The following is a 21106-nucleotide window of genomic DNA, read 5'->3' as shown; positions in this document are numbered from 1 at the left end:
TATGCCCACGCCCCCGACGCTCGCCGCTGGCTCCGTTGGCAGCGTCGACACGCAGTACCTCGACCTTCCCGAGTCGGTAAGGCTCGATTGTGGACGAGAACTGGGGCCGGTGCGTGTCGCGTATGAGACTTACGGGACGCTTTCGGCATTGCGCGACAACGTCATCCTGGTCTGCCACGCGCTCAGCGGAGACGCTCATGCCGCCGGCTTCGCGAAAACTCCGCCCGAGTCGGGGACCCGAGATGGGTTCGCGGCCGAAGGCCGGGACGGCACCGCGGGCAAGGGGCTCGGCTGGTGGGACGGGATGATAGGTCCCGGCAAGGCCTTCGACACCGACCGATATTTTGTCGTGTCCACCAACATCCTGGGCGGCTGCCGCGGCACGACTGGGCCGTCGTCGATCGACCCGGCGACCGGCGCGCCGTTCGGGGCGAGCTTTCCGGTGATCACGGTGGCGGACATGGTGCGCACCCAGCGCGCTTTCCTCGACGTCCTCGGCATCGAGCGGCTTGCCGCGGTGGCCGGTGGCTCGCTGGGCGGGATGCAGGCCATGCAATGGGCGATCCTCTATCCGGATCAGGTCGATGCTGTGGTGGCCATCGCGAGCACGCACGCCCTGCACGCGCAGGGCGTGGCGTGGAACTCGATCGCCCGGGATTCGATCATGCGCGACCCGGCGTGGCAAGAAGGGCAGTACTACGGCACCGGCCGCGCGCCCGATGCCGGGATGGGGGTGGCCCGCATGGTCGGCCACATCACCTACCTGTCCGGGCCGGCGCTGACCGATCGGTTCGGCCGCAAGCTGCAGTTCGCCGACGACATCCGCTACACGATCACCGAGCCGGAGTTCGAGGTCGAAAGCTATCTGCGGCATCAGGCCGAGTCGTTCGTCAAACGCTTTGACGCCAACACCTATCTCTACACCTCGCGGGCGCTGACCTACTTCGACCTCGCGCGGGAGCACGGCAACGGATCCCTCACGCGCGCTCTCGAAAACTATGCCGCGCGCACACTGCTGATCGCTTTCAGCTCCGACTGGCTGTATCCGCCGCAGGCCTCGGCCGACATCGAAGAGGCCTTGCGTGCGCTCGGTAAGCCGGTCGAGTACCACATAATTGATGCGCCATATGGCCACGATTGCTTTCTGCTGGAGGAAGCGCGGCAAACGCCCATCATCCAGCGCTTCCTGCAAAGGACCCTCTAGTGAATGAGCGCGAATTCGGGTTCGAGACCCGCCAGCTTCACGCCGGGCAGCGGCCCGACCCGAACACCGGGGCCCGCGCGGTGCCGATCTTCCAGACCACCAGCTACGTGTTCGAGGACCCGGAATCGGCGGCGGCCTATTTCAACCTCCAGGAATACGGCAACACCTACTCGCGCATCATGAACCCGACCGTCGCGGTGTTCGAGGAGCGGATGGCCAACCTCGAAGGTGGCGCTGGCGCGGTCGCGTTCGCCAGCGGCATCGCCGCGCAGGCGGCCGCCCTGTTCACCCTCTTGCAGCCGGGCGACCACGTGGTGTCGTCCTCGGCGCTCTACGGCGGCACGGTGAACCAGTTCAAGCACCTGCTGCGCAAGATGAACGTCGAGCTGACCTGGGTCGACCCCGACGATCCCGACGCGTGGCGGCAGGCGGTGCGCCCGAACACGAAAGCCTTCTTCGGCGAGACGATCGGCAACCCCTCCGGCAACGTGCTCGACATCGAAACCCTGGCCGCCATCGCGCACGAGCACGACCTGCCATTGATCGTCGACAACACGTTCGCGACGCCGTACCTGTGCCGGCCCATCGAATGGGGCGCCGACATCGTGATCCACTCGGCGACCAAGTTCATCGGCGGCCACGGCACCAGCATCGGCGGTGTGGTCGTCGAGGCCGGCACCTTCAACTGGTCCAACGGCCGGTTCCCGGTCATCGCCGACCCGTCGCCCGCCTACCACGGCCTGCAGTTCCACGAGACGTTCGGCACCTACGGCTATTGCATGAAGCTGCGCGCCGAGACGCTGCGCGACCTCGGCGGGGCGCTCGCGCCGTTCAACGCTTTCCTTTTCCTGCAAGGGCTTGAGACCCTGTCCCTGCGCATGCAACGCCACGTGGAAAACGCGGTGGCCGTGGCGGAGTTCCTCGAGTCGCATCCGATGGCGTCCAATGTGACCTATCCCGGCCTGCCCACAAGCAAGTATCGGGCGCACGTGGAAAAGTACCTGCCGCGCGGGGCGGGCGCGGTGTTCTCGTTCGACTGCGCCGGTGGGCGCGAAGGCGGGCAGGACCTCATTCGCGGGGTGACGCTCTGGTCCCACCTGGCCAACGTCGGCGACGCGAAGAGCTTGATCATCCATCCGGCCAGCACGACGCACCGGCAGCTGAGCGACGCCGAGCTGCAGGCAGCCGGGGTCGCCCCGGGCACGGTGCGACTGTCGGTGGGCACCGAATCCGTCGACGACCTGATCTGGGACCTGGAACAGGGTTTCGCACACGCCGCCAAATCAGGAAACGAGGTAGCGCCAGCATGATCGATCTCGCGCGGTACCAGGATGTGACGGCGATCCAGCGGATCCTGCACACGGCGAAGACCATCGCCATCGTGGGTCTGTCCAATAACGAGCTTCGCGCCAGTTACTTCGTCGGCTATTACCTTAAGCGGCATCAATATCGGGTGATCCCGGTGAACCCGCGCGAGTCGTCGATCCTGGGCGAGACCAGCTATCCGAGCCTGCTGGACATTCCCGTCCCGGTGGATGTGGTGAACGTCTTCCGCGCGCCGGAGGCGTTGCCGGGCATCGCCCGCGACGCGGTCGCCATCCACGCCAAGGCGCTGTGGTGCCAGTTCGGCGTCATCAACGCCGAGGGCGCCCAGATCGCGGAGGACGGCGGCGTGGGGGTCATCATGGACCGCTGCCTCAAAGTCGAACATGCGAGGTATGTAGGCAGGATGCACTGGCTCGGCTTCAACACCCAGCGCATCACCTCAGTGCGCTCCGGGTTGCAATAGCTCACCGCTTCGCGGCGACGGCCAGGGCCTTGGCGGCGGTCGTGTAGGCGTCGACGACCCCTGAGGCAGGGGCGATGACGTAGTCGCGAGCGACCTGGGAAACGTTGGCGCGTAGCCGTTTTTCCACCCTGCGCCGCTGCCGCCGGGCGGCCAGGCGCACCACCGGCCGCACGAGCAACGACAGCACCAGACCGGCGAGCAGTCCACCGGCGAGCAGCGCGGTCGGCAGCGGCACGCGGCCCACGTCGGGCATCGGTGGCTCGGGCAGGGCCAGCGCGAAAAGCGCGTAGCGCACGAGCAGCCACAGCACCCCGGCGGCGGCCACGGCCACGAAAAGCCATTGCAGCACGCCGACTGCCCGCCACCACAGCCGGGTGTGGCCCAGCCCGAGCTCGGTCTGGGAGACGGCTCGGTCCAGCGCGTCGGGCAGATCGTCCATTTTGGAGCGTGCGGCCTCCAGCACCGCCTCCTGCCAAGACCCGGGCAGCGAGGCGCTCGCGGCGGTCGCGCGCACCGCAAGCGAGGCCGCGGCTCGCGCGGCCGGGGCCGCCGGGGCGATCGAGGTCGCGCCCGCGGCCTCCAGATGCAAGCGCGCCAACGGATCCGGCCGCATCTTGCGCAGCCACTTCAGGGGCGGCCAGCCGGTCACCTTGCGCGCCCGGTGCACGTAGGCCTGCTCGGTCGCCCGAGCCACGGTGGGGACTCCCGCGGCGCGGCCCAGCGCTTCGGTGAGGCTGTCAACGGTACCCAGAAGAGAATTGCTTTTGGCTTTAGGAAAGGCGAATCCGGCCACCACCGAGTCGACGTCGGCGGCCAGCCTGCGCATCGCCGCCCGGCGGGCCGCCACCACCTCGGCCAGCGCCCGGGTCAGGCCGGTCAAGCCGGGCTCGGCCAGTGTCGATGCCGCGATGAGCGGAACCTTACCCAGCCCGTCGGCGACGAGCAGGCGGCGCAGATCGGTCAGGCAGTCCTGCAGGTCGGTCTCGGAGAGCAGGTCCGCCTGGTTGAGCACGACCACCGTGATGTCGCCGTAGCGCTGAAACTGCTCGATGTATCCGCGATGCACCACCCGGTCGGCGTACTTCTGCGGGTTCAGCACCCACACCATGAGGTCCACCACGGCGAGCAGCCGGTCGGCCTCCATCCGGTGCTCGGCGTTCACCGAATCGAAGTCGGGCAGATCGAGCAGGATCAGCCCGTCGAGCTCCTCGCCGTCGCGTTGATGACGCCGGCTGACCTTGAGCCAGTCCAGCAACGGGCCGGCGTCGCCGGAGCCCCAGACACACGCGTGCGCCTGGCCGGTGGTCGGCCGCCGCACGCCGGTCTGGGAGAGGTCGACCCCGGCGATTTTGTTGAAAATACTTGATTTTCCGGTACCGGTTGAGCCCGCCAACGCGACCACGGTATGCCCGCGCGACAGGGCCAGCCGCTGCCCGGCGCGGGCGACAAGCTCACGGGCCGGCGCCAGCTCCCGCTCACCGAGGTAGGGACCGGCCGCCTCGACGAACTGGCCCAGTGCGGCCAGCCGGTCCGCCAGATCGGTCATGCCGCAGCCACCTTCGCCGCCGCGGCACGCAACCTGTCCCCAGCGCCGGAGTCCACACCGGACGAGTCGAGGACCTTGCGGAAACGGGCGGCTTCCTCGGCCAGCAGGGCATCGACTCGGGTGAGCAGATCTCGGCGGGCTTGGGTCGCCAGGCGGCGTACGGCTTCATCGCCGAAGATCGCCTCCAGCACCTTCTGGGCGGCCACCGCCGTGCCCGCCCCCACCGCGATCTCGGCGCCGGTGGGGATGAAAGCGGTCGCCGCGAACACGACGATCATCAAGGTGACCGCGAGTGCGTTGGCCGCGTAGGCGCCGGCCTTGGCGTAGTAGAGCTTCTTGCCCGACTCCTCGCGCACCAGCTCCACCACGCCGCGCTGCCAGTCGCGCACCACCCGATCGGCTCGCTCATCGATGTCGGAAGATGCCTCCGCCAGCTCGGGGCGCAGCAGACCGGCCCCGGCCGGATGTGCCCGCCACGCCTTGGTGGCCCGCTCGGCGGCGTCGGTGGCCGCGCTGTGTACGAAGGTGACCAGCCCGGTCTCCAGCGCGTTCTGCAGTTGCTCGGTGGGGCGGGGCTTGCCGGTGATCGCGCTGACCACCCGGTCGCGCCAGCGCCCGACGGCAGCCTGCACGCCGCGCATGAATTCGCCGGTGCCGACCAGCTCTTGCCATCGCGCAAGCACTTCGCCGCGGAACAGAGTGCCGTCTTCCACGCCATGGGCCACTTCGGATCCGGCTTCGCGATAGGCGATGTCCACCGACTCGGCGAGCGCGTTGATGGCTTCGGCCTGCGCGTCCGCCTCGGCGGCCAGCTTCAGCGTCGACGGGCCTAGCGCCGCGATGGCGCCCTGCACGGTCTGGCGTACCACCGCCGCACGGGCGACGGCATCCTGTGCCAGCGTCTCCAGCCAGGTCCGCAGCGGGGCGATCGCGGCGGCGGGCAGCAGGCCGCCGGGCGCCAGCGCCTGCTCGCCGACCACGAAAAGCTTGGTGGTGCCCAGCCCGTGTTCGGCAAGCATCTCCTGCAGGTGCGGCAGCACTTCGCCATCGGCCCCGGGCGGTACCCGGTTGAGCACCATCGCCAAGGACGTTCCCCGGGTGCGGGCGTCGGCGAGCACCTCCCACGGCACCGCGTCGGCATAGCGCACCGCCGTGGTGACGAACAGCCACAGGTCGGCGGCGGCCATCAGCTGCTCGGCCAGGACGCGGTTGGCTTCCTCCACCGAGTCGATGTCGGGCGCGTCGAGCAGGGCCAGCCCTTGGGCGATGGCCTGGCTGGCGATGATGCGCAGGCTCAGGTCCGGCAGCAGTTTGCCCTCACGGAACCAGGCTTCGTCGCTCGGGTGGCACACCAGAACCGGTGCCCGCGTGGTCGGCCGGCGGGCGCTGGCCACGCTGACCGTGTCGCCGACCAAACTATTGACAAGCGTCGACTTTCCCGCGCCGGTGGAGCCGCCCGCCACGGCGAGCAGGGGAGCGTCGAGCCGGGCCAGCCGCGGAATGAGGTAGTCGCCCAGTTGTCCGGACATGGACTTGGTGAGGCTTCTGGCCTCGGCCGCTCCCGGCAGCGACAGGGGATACCTGGCGGAGGCCAGCTCTTCCCGCAGCCGCGTGAGCCCGCCCTGCATCGTCATACGTTCAGCATTACCCGGCGGCGGCCCTGCGCTACCAAACCGGCCGTCACCGGCTGGGCTTGAAGCCGAGAATGATCTGGTTGCCGGCGGGAAGGCTGACCGCGGCCCGGCCCGCCGCGGAGCGGCGCAGGCGCGCGACGAAAGCGTCCTTGCGGCCACCGGGGATCGGCAGCAGTTTCGACCAGTAGTGCACCGGGTACCGGTTATAGATCATCTTGGCCTTGACCCGCTCGTAGCCGGCGTGGGTCAGCAGGGCCTGGCCGCTGCGCGGTGAGAACAGCTGAAGGTGCTCGATGTCGAAGATCGGGGACTTCTTGCCCAGAATGCGCGCGGACAGAGCGCGCCGGTCGTGGCAGACGGCGACGAAGGCGCCACCCGGCTTCAACAGCGCGAAGGCGGCGCGAACCAGCTCGCCCGGCTCGAAGACGTGCTCCAGCGTCTGGAAGCAGGTGATCAGCGTGAAGCTCGACGGCGTGAAAACGCTCGGATCAAAGGTCTCGTGCCGGATCAGCGGCCGCGTCTGCGGCTTGGCCGCGGCGACCGGGGCGGCCGACGGCTCGACGCCGACCAGTCCGGTGAAGCCTCGCGAGCCGAGCTCCTCGAGGAACGAGCCCTCGCCGGTGCCGATGTCCAGCACGCCATCGGAGCCAGGAAGATCCTTCCTGATGGTGTCGATCAGGCGGCCATAGGTACGGCTCGCGTGGCCGGCCTCCTCGGCGCTGTCGAAGGACGCCTCAAGGTAGGCCTGCTCGACGGCTTGCTGCTTCGGGATCGGGTTGGCGAAGAGCAGATCGCAACTCGCACAGGTGACCAGCCGCAGGTGCATGTTCTCCGGCGCCTTGCGCGACGCGAAAGCGAGATCGGTCATCCGGTTGGGATCGATCTTGGCTTCGGCGTAGAGCGCGAACGGCCCCGTGCCCGCGCATCCCGGGCAAGCCTCACGCGTGATGTTTACCGAGGTCAGTGCGTCGTCCCGATCCGAATTCGCCATGCCCGGCAGAATACGTCGTCGCGGGCCGTCGGTGGGAGCCGCCCGCCCGGTTCTTCGCCGGGTGGATCTCCGGCTGCCATGCGGTTCGGAGCACGCTCACACGGCAGCCGGAGCAGCCCCTACTGGCCGCGGCTGGCCGGATCGACGCCGGCGAAACGCAGCAGGTCGGTCACCTTGAAGGTGCCGGCCTGCGCCGAAGGCAGGGTGGGCTGGAATGACGGCTGCTGGATGAGGAATCCGCGCCCTGCTGACCTTGCTCGCCGCCGGGATCACCGATCAGGCGATCGCCCGCCACCTCGGGCTCGGCTGCGTACCGTCCAGCGCCGGATCAGCACGCTCATGCGCCAGCTCGGCGCGCAGACCCCGCTTCCAGGCCGGGCTGCAGGCGGCCCGGCGCGGCCTGCTCTGATTCGCCAACCATCCAAAGTAGAGGCGGAACCGGAATCTGCTCGAAAGATTCACATTTGTTTCGCTAATGAGTTGACAGTCAGTGATATCCATTCAACTATCTAATCGCTCTGCATTCCGTCAGAGCCTGACACGGGGAGTTGATTTAAGGGTGCATTTCTCTGCGCCATCGCGCGTGCTGTCACTGCTCGGCGCATTTGTTTGCGCCGCTGCGACAATCACCGCAACACCCGCCGCCGCCAGCCAAGCACCGCCGCCGGCGGTCGCCCAAAGCACAGCGGCCATCACCAACGGCGGGGCATCATCAACGAGGGAAACCACCACGCCAGCAGCGACGACCGCGACCACGGCGGTGGCTGCGGCCACGGCTGTCTCCACGGCGGCCGAGCAATGTGGTGGAGCCCTGGCCTTCGGCGATATCGCCGTCTGTTCCTCGATCACCGGCGATCGGGAGGACAACTTCACCGTCACCACCACCCGCGCCAACGACCTGCTGTACACCATGTTCAAGGGCGGCAGTGGCGACTATGTGAGCGCTCAGCTGAAGGCGCCCAACGGCGACCCGATCTGCTATCTGTTCACCAGCGCGAGCACCTGCCAGCTGGCCGGGGCGAAAACCTACACGATCACCGTCAAGCTGGAGTGGGGCGAAGGCACCGGCGACTATTCGCTGTCGGTGCAGTCGATGCGCACTCCGTCCACCTGCACCACACTGCCCGGGACCTTCTTCTCCTTCGCCAGCACCGGTATTGACGGCTCGCTGGCGGCGGGTTCCGCCGGCGACTGCTACCGGTTCAACCAGCCGGTCGGCACCGTCGTGCACCTGTGGAAGACCAATGGCATCGGCGCCGGCGGCGCTGACGTGCAAGGGATGATTCTCGACGGGCAATTCCAGCCGGTCTGCCAGGTGCGCTATGCGAACGAATGCACGCTCACCACGGCCGGGCCCTATCACCTCAACCTGTCCAACTACTACGGCACCGCGGCCACCTACAACTTCCGGATCGCGCGAATTTCGAACGCCGCCGGGTGCGCCGCGCTGAAACTGACGCCTTTCGGTGATCCGGGTTCCAACACCGGAAGCGGCAGCCTCGGCGGTCAGGAGAGCATCAGCTGTCACAAGATCCGCATGCCTTCTGCCGGAACGGTGGGCATTCGCATCTACAACGGGCAGTCAATCAGCTGGACCGCCTACGATGACGCCGGTCTGACGGTGTGCTACGGGTACAACTTGCTGTCTTGTAATCTGCCGGCGGCGGGCGACTACACCGTGATCCTGCAAAACAGGGACTGGAACCCCGTCAACTACCACATCGCGGCAGCCTCACTGTTCCGCAACGGCGGCTGCGCCATCAACACCGGACTGTCGTGGGCACTCGACGCGGCGCTGGTGCACCAGACCTCGGACGTCCAGACGAACTGCCAGCTGTTCCACGGCAACGCCGGGGATCGTGTGGTGTTCTACCGGGCGCCGATCGTCTACAACACCGTGGTGGCTTGGCTGGTCGACAGTACAGGCACATCGCTTTGCACCGAATACAGCGAGCAGGACGGCTGTGTCCTGCCCGCGACCGGCAGCTACCGGATCATCTCGTACCTCAATTCGTGGGACTCCGGCACTACCGACGCCATGTACAAACTGCAAATCCGGCGGCTGTCGCAGCCCGCTGGCTGTCCCGTGATCCGGCCCGGCGCCTACAACGCCGCACCGGCCGGGGCGCTGGGCCCGATCCGCTGCCGCATCCTCGACATCGCGACCCCTGGGCGCTACATCGCCAAGGCGTTCGACGCCGAGAACAACCAGACATACGCGCCTGTCTACGACAGCACGGGAACCCGTATCTGCAACGACAGCAGCGTATGTGACATCCCGGCGGCCGGCCGGTACACGATGGTGCTCAATGGTCGTGCCCCGGGGTCGGTCGTCGACAACGATTTCTCCTACTACACCACGCTGCTGCCTTACCAGCCGTCCGGGTGCACCCCGGTGTCTGACACGGGCTATGCCCAAGCGCCGCACCGTGGTGGGTTCACCACGCCAGGGCAATATGTCTGTCTGCAACTGCCCACCCCGGCGGGTGGCCGTGTAGTCATGCTGCTGCCCGCGGACGCGACCGGAGCGGCGTATCCCAATGTGTATGTGCTCAACTCCACGGGCGAATACGTTTGCGACTCCTCGTGGAGTCTTCGCCAGGCCAGCTGTGAGCTGACCGGCACCGGCCCCTACACGGCGGTGGTGACTCAGCGCAGCGGTTATGTTCCGAGCCCGTTCGCGCTCTCCTTCGCCCGCGTCGACGGCCCACCGGCCTGCCCGGTGCTGCCCCGAGATGAGGCAGGCGCGACTGTCAGCACCAACGCGGACAGCTTCGCCACCTGCTTCAGCATCCCCGCCGATCAGCACGCTGCCCGGGAATCCTTTACCTGGCACCGGCTTACCGGCACCGGCGAGGCAGCCGTGTCGGTGTACACGGCGGACGGTCTGCGCTACTGCTACACGTTCTATGGCTACGCCGACCGCACCATCACGTGCACCCTGCCGGAAGGCCCGGTGACCGTCGTCCTTGAGGCTTCCGGAGTCGAAGCGACCTATCAGGTCACCCACCGGGATGCTACGACGCCGTAACCTCAACCAGCACAACAACAAGGGGCGACCGGCTCGATGAGGGCCGGTCGCCTTTCTATTGCTCGGCGCGAAGACCGAGGTCCTTTAGCCAATGCACCAGCTGATGGTGTACCGCGTCGGCGCCGATGAACGATCCCGGCCCCGGCCAGTGCGCGGGGTGGATCAGCATCGGCCGGGTCTGCCATCCGCCCAGCCCGCCGTGGCAGCCGACCAGTTCCTCGAAAGCGGCCACCTCACCGGTCGCGGCATCCATCAGGCTGTTGAGCACGATGTCGCCGACGTGCGGCAGGGTGTCGTGGCGTCTGAGGTCGTCGGCCGCGTGCGGGCCGAATTCGGCCAGCGGATCCGAGCCGTCGATCCGGCCGTCGACGAGATGGTGGACGCCGTCGCGGCCGAGGACGATCGGCCCGCGCGAACCCGATCGCACCATCACGAACCCGATGCCGGGGTGGGTGACGAGCCCGGTCAGCAGATTCGGGTGCCGCGCCTCGATCTCCTCCACCGTCAGGCGGCGGCGTTCCCGGGCGAGGTAGACCATGCCCAGGTTGCCGGAGGCGATGACGACCAGCTCCGTACCGTCGTCCGGGCTGGGCGCGGGTGGCTCGTCACGCGCCGCCAGCACGCTTTTGGTCAGCTTGCCGATCGCCTTCTGCTCCCCGCTGACCTCGGTCAGCAGGGCGCGGACCCGGCCCCACTGCTCGTTTTCGGGAGCGCCGGCCAGATCCGTGCCATCGCCCGACATCAGCTTTCGGACCAGAGCCTCCAGCGTCATTCCGTAGCGCTGCAGGAAGGTCGCGCCCTGACTCTGTCCATGATCAGAAAGAACCACTAGGTGGTACGGGCGAGGGGTTTGCGCCGCAAGCTGTTCCAGCTTTCCCAGCACCCAGTCGATGCCGTCCAGTGAGGCAAGCGACTCGGCCCGGGTGGGACCGGCGTGGTGGGCGATCTCGTCGTAGTCGACGAAATCGCAGTAGATGACCGGCGCGCCCCGCATCATGTGCTCTGCCGCCAGGTTCAGGTTGAGGTCGCGCAGCAGGACGTTGGTCACGCCACGCAGCGCCACGTAGGAGGCCTCGCGATGCACCCTGGGCTCGATGTCGCGGGCCCGCTGCCGCCGCGCCTGGAACACCTCTTTGACCATCTCGCCGACGGTCAGTACCAGTGAGCGGGTGAGCCCGAACGGGTCGACGAGATAGGTGCTGACCTCCCGGCTGGGGCCGCGTCGCGCGCCCTTGCGCGCCACGGTGCTCATCGTCAGCAGGCTGACGGGCGCGTCGCCGGAGAAGACGTTGCTAATGCTCACTCCGCCGTCGGCGAGCAGGCCCCGCCCGTCGGAGAAACCGCGCTCCACGTATTCGGCGTCCTTGGGATGGTTGGTGACCACGAGCCGGCCGGTCTGCTTCTCCAGCCAGCGAAACGCGGGCACGTGCGCGCTGGCCCCGTGCAGCAGACCGGCCTGGCTCGCCGGTGTGGTCGCCGGCATCTGCGCGTGCCACTCCACCAGCTTGTGGCTGCCCGACCGGATCCACCGGGTCAGCGTCGGCAGGTTTCCCGCCTGGATCGCCCAGCGGGCGAGGGGCGCCGACAGCCCGTCAATCTGGATCATCACCACTCCGGGCACGGTGGTGGTGTCGGCCGCGTGGCGGCTCTTCCTGGTGGTGCGCAACAGATGCGCCAGCACAGCCGTGTTGTCGCCGGCGGTGACGACCCACATCCCGGCGCTGACGAGCACGGAGTAGATCCACGACGCCCAGAACGCCGGCCAGAAGCCGCTCACCTGAATGTTGGGGGTCACCGACAGGGCCAGGTAGACGAGCAACGCCTGGGTCAACAGCCATCCCGCCACCACACCGGCCCAGCCGAGCCTGGCGGCGAAAGCGGCGAACAGCGGCCGCAGCAGCGCGGCGGCGATCGCGAGCAGCACCGCGGCCAGCAGCACATCCCAGCCCGTGTTCGCGGAAAGCCCGGGCGTGACAGCGATCGCGATGCCCAGCGCCGCCCAGTCCAGCAGGAGGACCGGCAGGGCAAGCCGCGCTTGACCACCGGGCCACCAGCGGCTCATGGCTACCATGTCAGCCCGCTGCCCGGTGCCAGCAGCCGCACCTCGGTGGGCAGCCCGCGGGCCGCCACCGCGCTGGCGAAGGCGCGAGCCGGTCTGCGGAGCCGATCGGAGTAGAAGCCCCGCAACCCATAAGGGAACAGGGTGCCCCAATGGATTGGCACGGCTCGGCGGGGGCGCAGCAGGGCGACGGCTTCGGCGGCGCGTTGCGGGTTGAGGTGTCCCGGGCCGAGGTTCGGGCCCCATCCCCACACCGGGATCAGAGCCAGATCGAGGTCGGGGCAGAGGTCGCGCATCCCGGCGAACAGATCTGTGTCACCGGCGAAATAGGCGACGGTATCGCTGGATCCGATGAGGTACCCGACCGCGGCGGCCCGGGGCCCGAACGGCTCCCGCCGGCCGTCGTGCACCGCCCGGGTCGCGGTGACGGTCACCGCCCCCACCGCGTGCGACTGACCCACTGCCAGCGTGACCACGCGCCGGAATCCGCGCCCCCGCAGGAATCCGGCGGCCCCGTCCGGCGCTACCAGCTGGACGTCGCGGCCGAGCAGCGCCAGCGAGGCCGGATCGCAGTGATCGTGGTGCAGGTGGGACAGCACCACGACATCGACATTGGCGTAGTCGGCGGGCGCCACCGGCGCGACCACCCGGCTCAGAAACGTCAGGCGCCCGCGCAGCACCGGATCGGTGAGCACCCGCACCCCGCCGATGTCGAGCAGGACCGTCGAGTGGCCCAGGAACACCAGAGAGGACGTCACTTGGAACCTCTCCGGCTGGCGACGACAGGGGTGCCCCTCGAATGTCGCATCCCGGCAAGGCTCACCGGGTCAAAATGGCGGTATTGGCTGGCTCGCCGGGTGGCACAATCCGGCGAGCCAGTTGTCGCGGCGCTGACCCCGGTGGTCAGCCGAGCCGGCAGCTGCCGAGGATGATCTGTTGACCCAGCAGGGTCTGTATCCGGATGGCGGTTCGGATCTGCTGGCCGTTGACGGTCGAGGACTCGTTGTAGAACACCTGGGCCACCAGCGGCACGGTGATCGATCCAGAGCCCTGCCCGATGGGGATCCCGTTGATGGCGCCCACACTGGAGGTACGGGTCACCCCACCGGCATTGGCCACACAGCTGCTCTGGATGCCGGTGATGGTGATGGCGCCGCCGAGCACGCTGGTCTGGTCGACCGAGGCCGACGCGGTGGTCTGCCCCGTGCCCGAGTCCACCGCGCAGCTGGCGGTGAGCCCGTTGACCGAGATTATCCCGGCGCTGAACGTCGCCAAGGTGAGCGACTTGTTCGGCGGGCAGGTGGCCAACGGCGTCTTGGCGATCGTCACCAGCCCGGTGGCGTTGACGGCGAACGCTTCCCCGGGCAGGTAGATCACCACGGTGATGCTCGCGGTCGCGGAGCGGCCGTTGTCATCGGTGACTCTCACCACGACGGTGTGCGGGCCGAGCTGGGTGTAGGGGTGGGTGGCGCTGCACGTGCCGGAGCCAGGCGCCTGGGTCACCTGTCCGATGGCGATCGGCGTGGCGTCGCCGAAGTCGACCGTGCAGGTGTGGGTGTCGTTGTGTCCAGCGTCGGTGAAGGTCGCGCTGAGCGCCACCGGCGTGTTCGCGGCGAACATCGCCCCGGTGCCGGGTGCGGAGATGGACACCACCGGATCGGCCTGGCCCAGCACCACCGTGCTGGTCTGGCTGATCGTGCGCGGGCTGACCCCGTCGTGCGCGGTCAGCGTCAAGGTGAAGGTGCCGTTGTCGGTACAGGTGACTGTGGTGGAAAGGGCTGCCGGGTCGGCGATCGTGCAGCTGCTACCCGGATCCACGTCGCCGTTGGGGGCGATGCTCCACTGGCTCGTGGAACCGAGACTGTCCGGATCGGACACCGTGCCGGTCACCGTCACCGGTGCGCCCTCCTGCCCGGTGTAGGGTCCACCGGCGCTGATCGTGATGCCCGGCCGTGGCGGGGCCACCCGATAGATGTGCACGGTCTGGGTCGAGGTCGCCGTCGTGCCGGTGCCATCGGTCGCGGTGAGGGTCAGCTGATGGGTGCCGGCCGTGAGACTCAAGGCGTTGACCGTCAGCTCGTTGCCGGTGCCCAGCGGGCCGTCCACATTGGAGGTCCACTTGAGCGAGGCTCCGGTCAATGCGCCCTCCTCCGCGTCGAAACCGAAGCCGCGCAGGTGAATGTTCTGCACACTGGAGAACAACCGATCCTGGACGGAGTGGTCGGTAGCGGCGAACGGGGCGTTGTTGGCGACCGTGAACGAGCTCGATGTCGCCGAGGCGGTGCGCGCCCCGTCGGAGGCGATCACCTTCAGCCGGGCGGCCGCCGAGGCGGGCAGCTCCGAGCGGGCCAGCGTCAGCGTGGTGGCCGGCGTGTTGACGGCGAGCGTGTCCCACGTACCACCGTTGTCGGCACTGTAGAGAACCGTGTATTTCAGCGGGTTCTGGTCGGGGTCGCTGCCCTGCCACTGCAGGGTGACCGTGGGCGTGGTGAGGTTCGCGCCACCGGCCGGGCTGAGGATCTGCACGGTCGGGGCGTTGGCCGTGGCGTTGATCCTGCCTATCTCCTGGCCGTTGTGCAGGACCACCACCGCGGCGATGGGGCTGGCGGGCTTGGCGAGCTGCACGTTGATCAGCCCGATCGGGGGACCGGTGGGCTTGCCCGGCCCGGCCGCGTCGGCGTCCATCACCTCCGGGGTGAAGGCCGCCCCGGCCAGCTCCGCCCCGCTCGAGTTGAGCAGCCGCACCCGATAGTCGCCCGGCGCAGGCGTCGCGATGCTGCCCGTGGCCGTCACGATCGGCGCTACCACGGCGGTGTTGGCGGCGAAGTCAATCTTGCCGCTCACCAACACGAAGTCGGCGCTCGCGACGGACACGCCCGCTGCCGCCGGGAAGGAACCCATCAGACCGGTATAGGTGAAGCGGGACACCCACTTGCCCTGCGCGCTGCCGCCGCAGTAACCCATCAGCTCGAAGGTCTGCCGGGGATCGACGACCGCTAGATGGGTGTTGTCGGTCAGCATCCGGTTGTCCAAACCCCAGACCTCGTTGTCCGCCCCATCGCTGAGCGATCCGAGGACGGGCCGCTTACTGCCGTTGACGGTCTCGAAAGGCGTGTGGCCGGGCGCGGACGGACCGGCGACCTCACCGCAATAGCCCACGAGCAGACCGTTGTTCAGCGGCGGCAGCGTCGGGTCGACGGCGTGATGGCGGCCAAGGTTGTGGCCTATCTCGTGTGGGCCGATGTTGCGGCTGTATCCGGTGCTGCCAATGGCGCCGACGCCTTCCAGGAAGCCGGAGGAGACGGTGCCGGGGATGTTGTTGGCCAAGCCGCCGCCATATCCGTCAAGCACTCCGTAGTACCGAGACTGGCTGCTTGCCCCGTCGAGCGTCCGTTTCGAGGCGAGGTCGGAGTTCACCGTGGACAGGGCGGGCTTGGTGGGGTAGTCGCCCATGGTGTCCATCGTGGCGTTGATGGCGGCCACCGGCAGGATCGACTGGAAGCGGAACATCTGCTCGGAAAGCTGCGCTGTCGTCGGCTGGAAGGCGGTGCCCGCCTCGGTGTAGCGCACGCCGATGAACCTGACCTGCGGGGTGACCTCGTCCTGGAAGGACACCGTCACCACACAGTCGTTGGCCGGGTTGGCACCTGGCCCCGTCGGCTCCTTGCAGATGACCGGCGCGCCGGCGGCCTCGAACCTGAGCTCGACGGTGCCGCTGCGCCAATCCGCCGGCAACTGGAAGTTCAGGCTGTCGGCCAGCACCCCGCGGCGCGCGACGATGTCCTGCTTGACCACGATCGAGCCACCCACGTTCTGGGCCAGCAGCGGGCTGCCCGGCAGGTCGACGCCGCCGCGCCGGCCATAGAGGCGACCGGACACCAGATGGTCGGCCACGCCCACCGGCATCTGCACGAAAGCCCTTACCGCGGTGGGTTTGTTGGTGATCAGCGGGACGGAGTGATGCCAGTCCTGCACCGACTGGTTCACCTCAAGCGCCCGCAGCTCCACCGGTCCGCTCAGACATCCGCCGACAATGATGTCGGCCATCTCGGCGGAGTCGCGGGCCACGGTCACCGAGCCGCCGCCGAAGACGAACGGTCCATAGTGCGCCTTCAGCTCGTCGCCGGTGGCCACGCCGGGATCCTCGATGGCCACCACGGCGTACTTGTCCACTCCGCTCGCGGTCGCGTAGGCCGCGGCGGTCGCGAGCTCCTCACCGCTGTTGGTGATGCCGTCGGTGGACATGCACAAAATCCAGTCCGCGGGGGACTCGCCGCCGGCAAGCAGCAGATCGGTTCCCGAGCGGATGGCGTCCCCGGGGTTGGTCAGGTTCTGCATCTGCGTCATCGCCTGGATCTGACCGGCGATCGTGTTGACGGTGGCCAGGCTGTCGAGCACGGTGAGGGGAACCTCGACCCGGGTGCGTTCGGTGTCGCTGACGAAGGACCACTGCACCACGGCGATCGCGATCCCGCCGTTGCGCGGGAACGCGGCCGGGTCGGCCAGCGCGGCCTTGAGCCCGTCCTTTTGCACCTGCCAATCGGCGGCGTCGATGCTGGACGATCCGTCCACAAGGAACACCAGGTCGGTGACCTCGTCGGCCGCTTTTGCGGGTCCAGCCGCGGTGACCTGCCACCCCGTGACGAGTCCGATCGCCAGCGTCATGGTGGCCAGAAGGCTTGTCGCCCATCTGGGTCTCGATTTGATGGCCATGGGCTTTCTCCATTCAGCTCCGTGGTGAGGAGGCCTCATGGTGGTGCGGCAACCTGCACGGCAACCTTGCGCCAACCTTGCGGACGCGGCCGCGCCGAGCACGGGTAATCGGACTTTTCGCCAGTTAACGTCATAAGATCCGACGGTGAGTGAGCCTGTGCGCAGTACCAACGACTGGATGGCAGCGGTGAGGGCGGCGGAGAACCGGCTGTCCACGCCCTACCTGACCGATCCCTGGGCGCAACGGCTCACCGGACCCGAGCCGGAACGGGTGCTCAACCTGTTGCGCGAGCAGCATTCGCCCATCGACATCGTCTTGGTACGAGGCAGGTTCGGCGATGAACTTCTAGCCGAAGCGCTTGACAGCGGAGTGCGGCAGATCGTGTCGCTGGCCGCAGGCACCGATGCCCGGGGCTGGCGGCTCGACCTTGGCGCCGCGACGTTCTATGAGATCGACCTGCCGGGACAGCTGGCCGGAAAGCATGCCGCGCTCGGAACACCCAGGAACAGGGTGCTCGCCCTGGACGCGGATCTGCGCACCGACTGGGTTCCCACACTGGTGCAGGCCGGACACCGGGCCGATGAGCCGACGGTTTGGATCATCGAGGGTCTCTTCTATTACCTCAGCGACGATGACGCGGACAGGTTACTGGGCGAGGTGAGCGCGCAATCGGCGCCCGGATCCATGCTCTGCCTGGACATCCCGGACCCGGCCCTGCTCAGCGATCCGGAGCTGCGTGAGTTTCTCGACTACTGCATCGATCGCGGCTCGCCCTTCATCGGGTCCAACGCAGACCCGGAAGGCTGGCTGCGCGCACACGGCTGGCAGGCCGAGGCCTACCTGCCCGACCAGCTCGACAAGTGCGAGTGGCTGCCCGACGTGCCCAAGCGGCTGCGCACCTACCACGACGTCTGGCATGTGGCAGCGCGACGCTAATCTGCAAGCGTTCGGTACAACCGGGGCCGGTGGCTGACCGGTACCTTATGGTGTGAAGGATCATCCCGGGTTCGACGAGTTCGTACTTTCCCGCTCGCATCGGCTGTTTCGGACAGCGTTCCTGCTGTCGCGGGACCACATGCTGGCCGAGGATCTGCTGCAGACCGCTCTGGTCCGGGCCTGGTCGGCGTGGCCGCGGCTCGACGGCGATCCGGAACCGTACGTGCGGCGGATCCTGGTCAACACCTACAGCTCGTGGTGGAGCCGGCGTTGGCGCGGCGAGGTGCCCTCCGCCGAGCTGCCCGAGCCGCAAGCCGCCCGGCCGCATGACGATGTGGACGATCGCGACCTGGTCCTGCGCGCGCTGGGGCGGCTTCCGCGGCAGCAGCGGGCGGTGCTTGTCCTGCGCTACTTCGAAGATCTCAGCGAGGCTCAGATCGCCGAGGCGATGTCCATCTCGGCGGGCGCGGTGAAGAACTACGCCGCCAAGGCGCTGGCGAAGCTGCGCCTGGACCCGAGCCTGTCGGCCTATGGCGAGTTGCCGGGCCAGGTACCACATATTCCTGCTGGACATGAGCGCCTGGCCGGTGTTCATCAGCGGGTCCGGCAGCGCCGCCGCAACCGGATCGCCACCGCCGCGGCCGTCATCGCAGTGGTGGCCGTCGTGGTTTCCGCCTACCTGCTGACCCCGTTGGGCCACCGCCGCAGCGAGCCGGTCCACCCGTCGCCGACGCCGTCGGGCCAGTATGAGGAGGGCAGGCGCATCGCTGCCGAGATACCGCAAACGCCGTTCAGCCGTCCAAGGACGACAATGACCTGGACCCCGATCGCGGACCGCCTGGTGTGGTTCAGCTTCAGCTGTTCCACCGAGACAGAAGGCAAATTTGAGGTGGCCGTCGAGATTAACGGCCGGGAGCGCTTCGGAGTCCGCGGATGCGACGACGCTCGCAAGTCGCTGCAGCCACGTGAATGGGGCTATGACAGCGAATCCTATCCGGAGGCGATGGGCCTGACGCCTGGCCGGCCGGTGGTGATCACCGTCTTCGTGCGAGCGCGCGACGGCAAGTCCTCGCTGCCGCCGGTGGGCACTTACACGGCTGCTATCGCCCAGGAAGTCCCGTTCGAGGAGTATCCGCTGCCAAGCCGCCATCCCGTCCTTGAGCCGCTGACCCGGCCCTCGAAAGCGCAGGAGAATCTGCGCCTGGAAGCCGACGGCGTTCACGAGATTCAGACCGTGTGGACGGGCATTTTCGTGCTCCACGCCCGTTCCCAGACGCCGGGCCTGCTCTGGATCAGCCTCAACGGAGAACGAAGGAAGCTGCCGATATCGTTCTGGACCTACGATGGCACCAGCGATCACGGCTACTTCCTGTCATTTCCGATCGGTGTCGCGGATCCCGCCTACGGCACGCCGGTCACTATCACGGTCGAGCCCCAATATCTGACCGGTGACTGGTTTGTGGACATTCAACCTGGGACCCCCGGAGGCTGACCCGGACGCTCGCCGTACCCTACGGTGATGGTCCTCGCGGGAACGGTGCTGGCCGGGCGGTACCGGCTCGAGCAGCGCATCGCCAGCGGCGGCATGGGCGAGGTGTGGCGGGCCGCCGATCAGGTGCTGGGCCGCACAGTCGCGGTAAAGCGCCTGCTGGCCACGCTGCCCAATGATCCGAGCTTCGTCGACCGGTTCCGGGCCGAGGCGCGCACCATGGCCACCATCAGCCATCCCGGAGTCGTGGAGGTCTACGACTTCGGCGACGACCCGGCGGCCGGCGTGTACCTGGTGATGAAGTACATCGACGGCGAGTCGCTGGCGCACACCCTGGCCCGGACCGGACGGCTCAGCGCCGAGGTGACGATGCGGCTGGTGGCGCAGGCCGCCGAGGCGCTGCATGCGGCCCACGAGAACGGGGTGACCCACCGCGACGTCAAGCCGGGCAACCTGCTGCTGCGCCCCGACGGCAGCGCGCTGCTCACCGATTTCGGCATTGCCCGCTGGGCCGAGGCGACCGGACACGGTGCGACCGGATCGCTGGCCGGCACCACCGGGTACATCGCGCCCGAGCGGGCGATCGGCCGGCCGGCCACGGCCCGCTCGGACATCTACTCCCTCGGCGTCGTGGCCTACCGGTGCCTGGCCGGGCGCCTGCCTTTCGAGGGGGACAACCCGCTGGGTGTCGCGTTGCGACACGTCGACGACGAGCCGCCGCCGCTGCCTTCGGATGTGCCGGAAGGTGTTCGGGCGGTCGTCGAGCGGGCGATGGCCAAGGATCCGGCGGCCCGCTGGCCCTCCGGCGCCGCGCTCGCCGTCGAAGCGCGGCGCGCGCTGACTCCAGCCGCGACTCAAACCCAGACCACTTTTTTCGCGGCGGCTGAGGAAACGGTGCCCGAGCGGCACAGGTCAAGGCGGCTGGTCGTGCTCGCATCCGCCGTGCTGGTCATCGCGATCGTCACCACCATCTCGATCGTCCTCGGCCGGGGCGGCAGCCCGCAGGCGCAGAGCCCGCTGGGCAACCCGCTCGCCACCGGTCCGGCCGGAAACGTTGGCGCTACTAGTGAAGCTTCGGCCCCGGGCGCGACGAATCCGGGGCCTAGCTCCGGTGCATCGAGCTCCACGAAGCCCAGGACGGTCTCCGGCACCACTCCGCCGCCCCCGCCCAAGAACCTGACGGCGACGCCGATCAGCGCCAGCGCGATCCGCCTGCGATGGTCGGACGACTCGGCAGACGAAGATGGGTTCACCGTCATCAACGGCGCCACGTCGCGCAATGTGGGCGCCAACACGACAACCTACGACTGGGACGGGCTGGCCCCCAACACCCACACGTGCTTCAAGGTCCGCGCCTACAACTCGCTGGGAACATCGGCCTACCACCCGGCCGCGGAGGCGGATTGGGTCTGCGCCACCACCCAGCTCGGCCCGGGACCGGCCGCGCCGGCCAACCTCACCGCGACGGCGGTCAACAGCGGCACCATCCGTCTACAGTGGACAGACGGCTCCGCCGACGAGGACGGCTTCACCGTCATCAACGGCGTCACGTCTCGTAACGTGGGCGCTAACACGACCACGTACGACTGGGACGGGCTGGCCCCCGGCACCTACATGTGCTTCAAGGTCCGCGCCTACAACTCGTCCGGCGTCTCCGCCTACAACCCGGCCGCAGAGCCGGAATGGGTCTGCCTCACCACACCGGCCACGTAA

General features: G+C 68.2%; 13 protein-coding genes. 7 read left to right on the top strand and 6 right to left on the bottom strand.

What is annotated here, in order from left to right:
* The first annotated feature begins 1 nt into the window (after position 1).
* From metX to Rhe02_RS28470, 3 genes are read left to right on the top strand one after another with little or no spacing between them, the layout of a single operon-like run.
* Positions 2 to 1204 (top strand): homoserine O-acetyltransferase MetX, encoded by a 1203-nt coding sequence (metX, locus tag Rhe02_RS28480; RefSeq protein WP_203911467.1) that lies wholly within the window; start codon positions 2 to 4, stop codon positions 1202 to 1204.
* A complete protein-coding gene (locus Rhe02_RS28475; protein WP_203911466.1) occupies positions 1204 to 2514 on the top strand; it encodes an O-acetylhomoserine aminocarboxypropyltransferase/cysteine synthase family protein in 1311 nt (436 codons plus the stop codon). Before metX ends, Rhe02_RS28475 begins: the two co-directional genes overlap by 1 nt.
* A complete protein-coding gene (locus Rhe02_RS28470) occupies positions 2511 to 2993 on the top strand; it encodes a CoA-binding protein (RefSeq protein WP_203911465.1) in 483 nt (160 codons plus the stop codon). The genes Rhe02_RS28475 and Rhe02_RS28470 overlap by 4 nt, the downstream gene beginning before the upstream one ends.
* Before the next feature lies 1 nt (position 2994).
* Here the strand turns inward: Rhe02_RS28470 and Rhe02_RS28465 are convergent, their stop codons facing one another.
* From Rhe02_RS28465 to Rhe02_RS28455, 3 genes are read right to left on the bottom strand one after another with little or no spacing between them, the layout of a single operon-like run.
* Positions 2995 to 4539 carry a GTPase family protein gene (locus Rhe02_RS28465; protein ID WP_203911464.1) on the bottom strand — a complete coding sequence of 515 codons (1545 nt, stop codon included), beginning with the start codon at positions 4537 to 4539 and terminating at the stop codon, positions 2995 to 2997.
* The gene (locus tag Rhe02_RS28460) at positions 4536 to 6173 is read right to left on the bottom strand and encodes a GTPase (RefSeq protein ID WP_203911463.1); all 1638 of its coding nucleotides are present in this window, start codon (positions 6171 to 6173) and stop codon (positions 4536 to 4538) included. The genes Rhe02_RS28465 and Rhe02_RS28460 overlap by 4 nt, the downstream gene beginning before the upstream one ends.
* Before the next feature lie 46 nt (positions 6174 to 6219).
* Positions 6220 to 7164: a class I SAM-dependent methyltransferase gene (locus Rhe02_RS28455; RefSeq protein WP_203911462.1), complete on the bottom strand. Its 945-nt coding sequence runs from the start codon at positions 7162 to 7164 to the stop codon at positions 6220 to 6222.
* Between the two features lie 559 nt (positions 7165 to 7723).
* Between Rhe02_RS28455 and Rhe02_RS28450 the strand changes: the two genes are divergently transcribed.
* Positions 7724 to 10195, top strand: coding sequence for a hypothetical protein (locus Rhe02_RS28450; protein ID WP_203911461.1), 2472 nt, complete (start codon positions 7724 to 7726; stop codon positions 10193 to 10195).
* A 55-nt stretch (positions 10196 to 10250) separates the two neighbouring features.
* Here Rhe02_RS28450 and Rhe02_RS28445 read toward each other — a convergent pair whose 3' ends face one another.
* From Rhe02_RS28445 to Rhe02_RS28435, 3 genes are all read right to left on the bottom strand, one after another.
* Positions 10251 to 12257 (bottom strand): phage holin family protein, encoded by a 2007-nt coding sequence (locus Rhe02_RS28445; protein ID WP_203911460.1) that lies wholly within the window; start codon positions 12255 to 12257, stop codon positions 10251 to 10253.
* A gap of 2 nt (positions 12258 to 12259) precedes the next feature.
* The gene (locus Rhe02_RS28440; protein WP_203911459.1) at positions 12260 to 13012 is read right to left on the bottom strand and encodes an MBL fold metallo-hydrolase; all 753 of its coding nucleotides are present in this window, start codon (positions 13010 to 13012) and stop codon (positions 12260 to 12262) included.
* Positions 13013 to 13157: 145 nt separating this feature from the next.
* Positions 13158 to 16967, bottom strand: a complete 3810-nt coding sequence (locus Rhe02_RS28435; protein WP_203911458.1) for a choice-of-anchor P family protein — start codon at positions 16965 to 16967, stop codon at positions 13158 to 13160.
* Positions 16968 to 17112: 145 nt separating this feature from the next.
* On the opposite strand from Rhe02_RS28435, the gene Rhe02_RS28430 reads away from it, so the two are divergent.
* Genes Rhe02_RS28430 through Rhe02_RS28420 form a run of 3 tightly spaced genes read left to right on the top strand, consistent with a single transcriptional unit; the run spans position 17113 to position 21106 of the window.
* Complete coding sequence (locus Rhe02_RS28430; protein WP_203911457.1) at positions 17113 to 17904, top strand: class I SAM-dependent methyltransferase; 792 nt, start codon at positions 17113 to 17115, stop codon at positions 17902 to 17904.
* A gap of 52 nt (positions 17905 to 17956) precedes the next feature.
* Positions 17957 to 19396, top strand: coding sequence for a SigE family RNA polymerase sigma factor (locus Rhe02_RS28425; protein ID WP_203911456.1), 1440 nt, complete (start codon positions 17957 to 17959; stop codon positions 19394 to 19396).
* 27 nt (positions 19397 to 19423) lie between these two features.
* Positions 19424 to 21106 carry a protein kinase domain-containing protein gene (locus Rhe02_RS28420; protein WP_203911455.1) on the top strand — a complete coding sequence of 561 codons (1683 nt, stop codon included), beginning with the start codon at positions 19424 to 19426 and terminating at the stop codon, positions 21104 to 21106.

Origin of the sequence: Rhizocola hellebori, assembly GCF_016862955.1 — a bacterium.
In the GTDB taxonomy this organism is placed as follows: Bacteria; Actinomycetota; Actinomycetes; order Mycobacteriales; family Micromonosporaceae; genus Rhizocola; species Rhizocola hellebori.
This window is presented reverse-complemented; position numbering and strand designations above follow the sequence as displayed.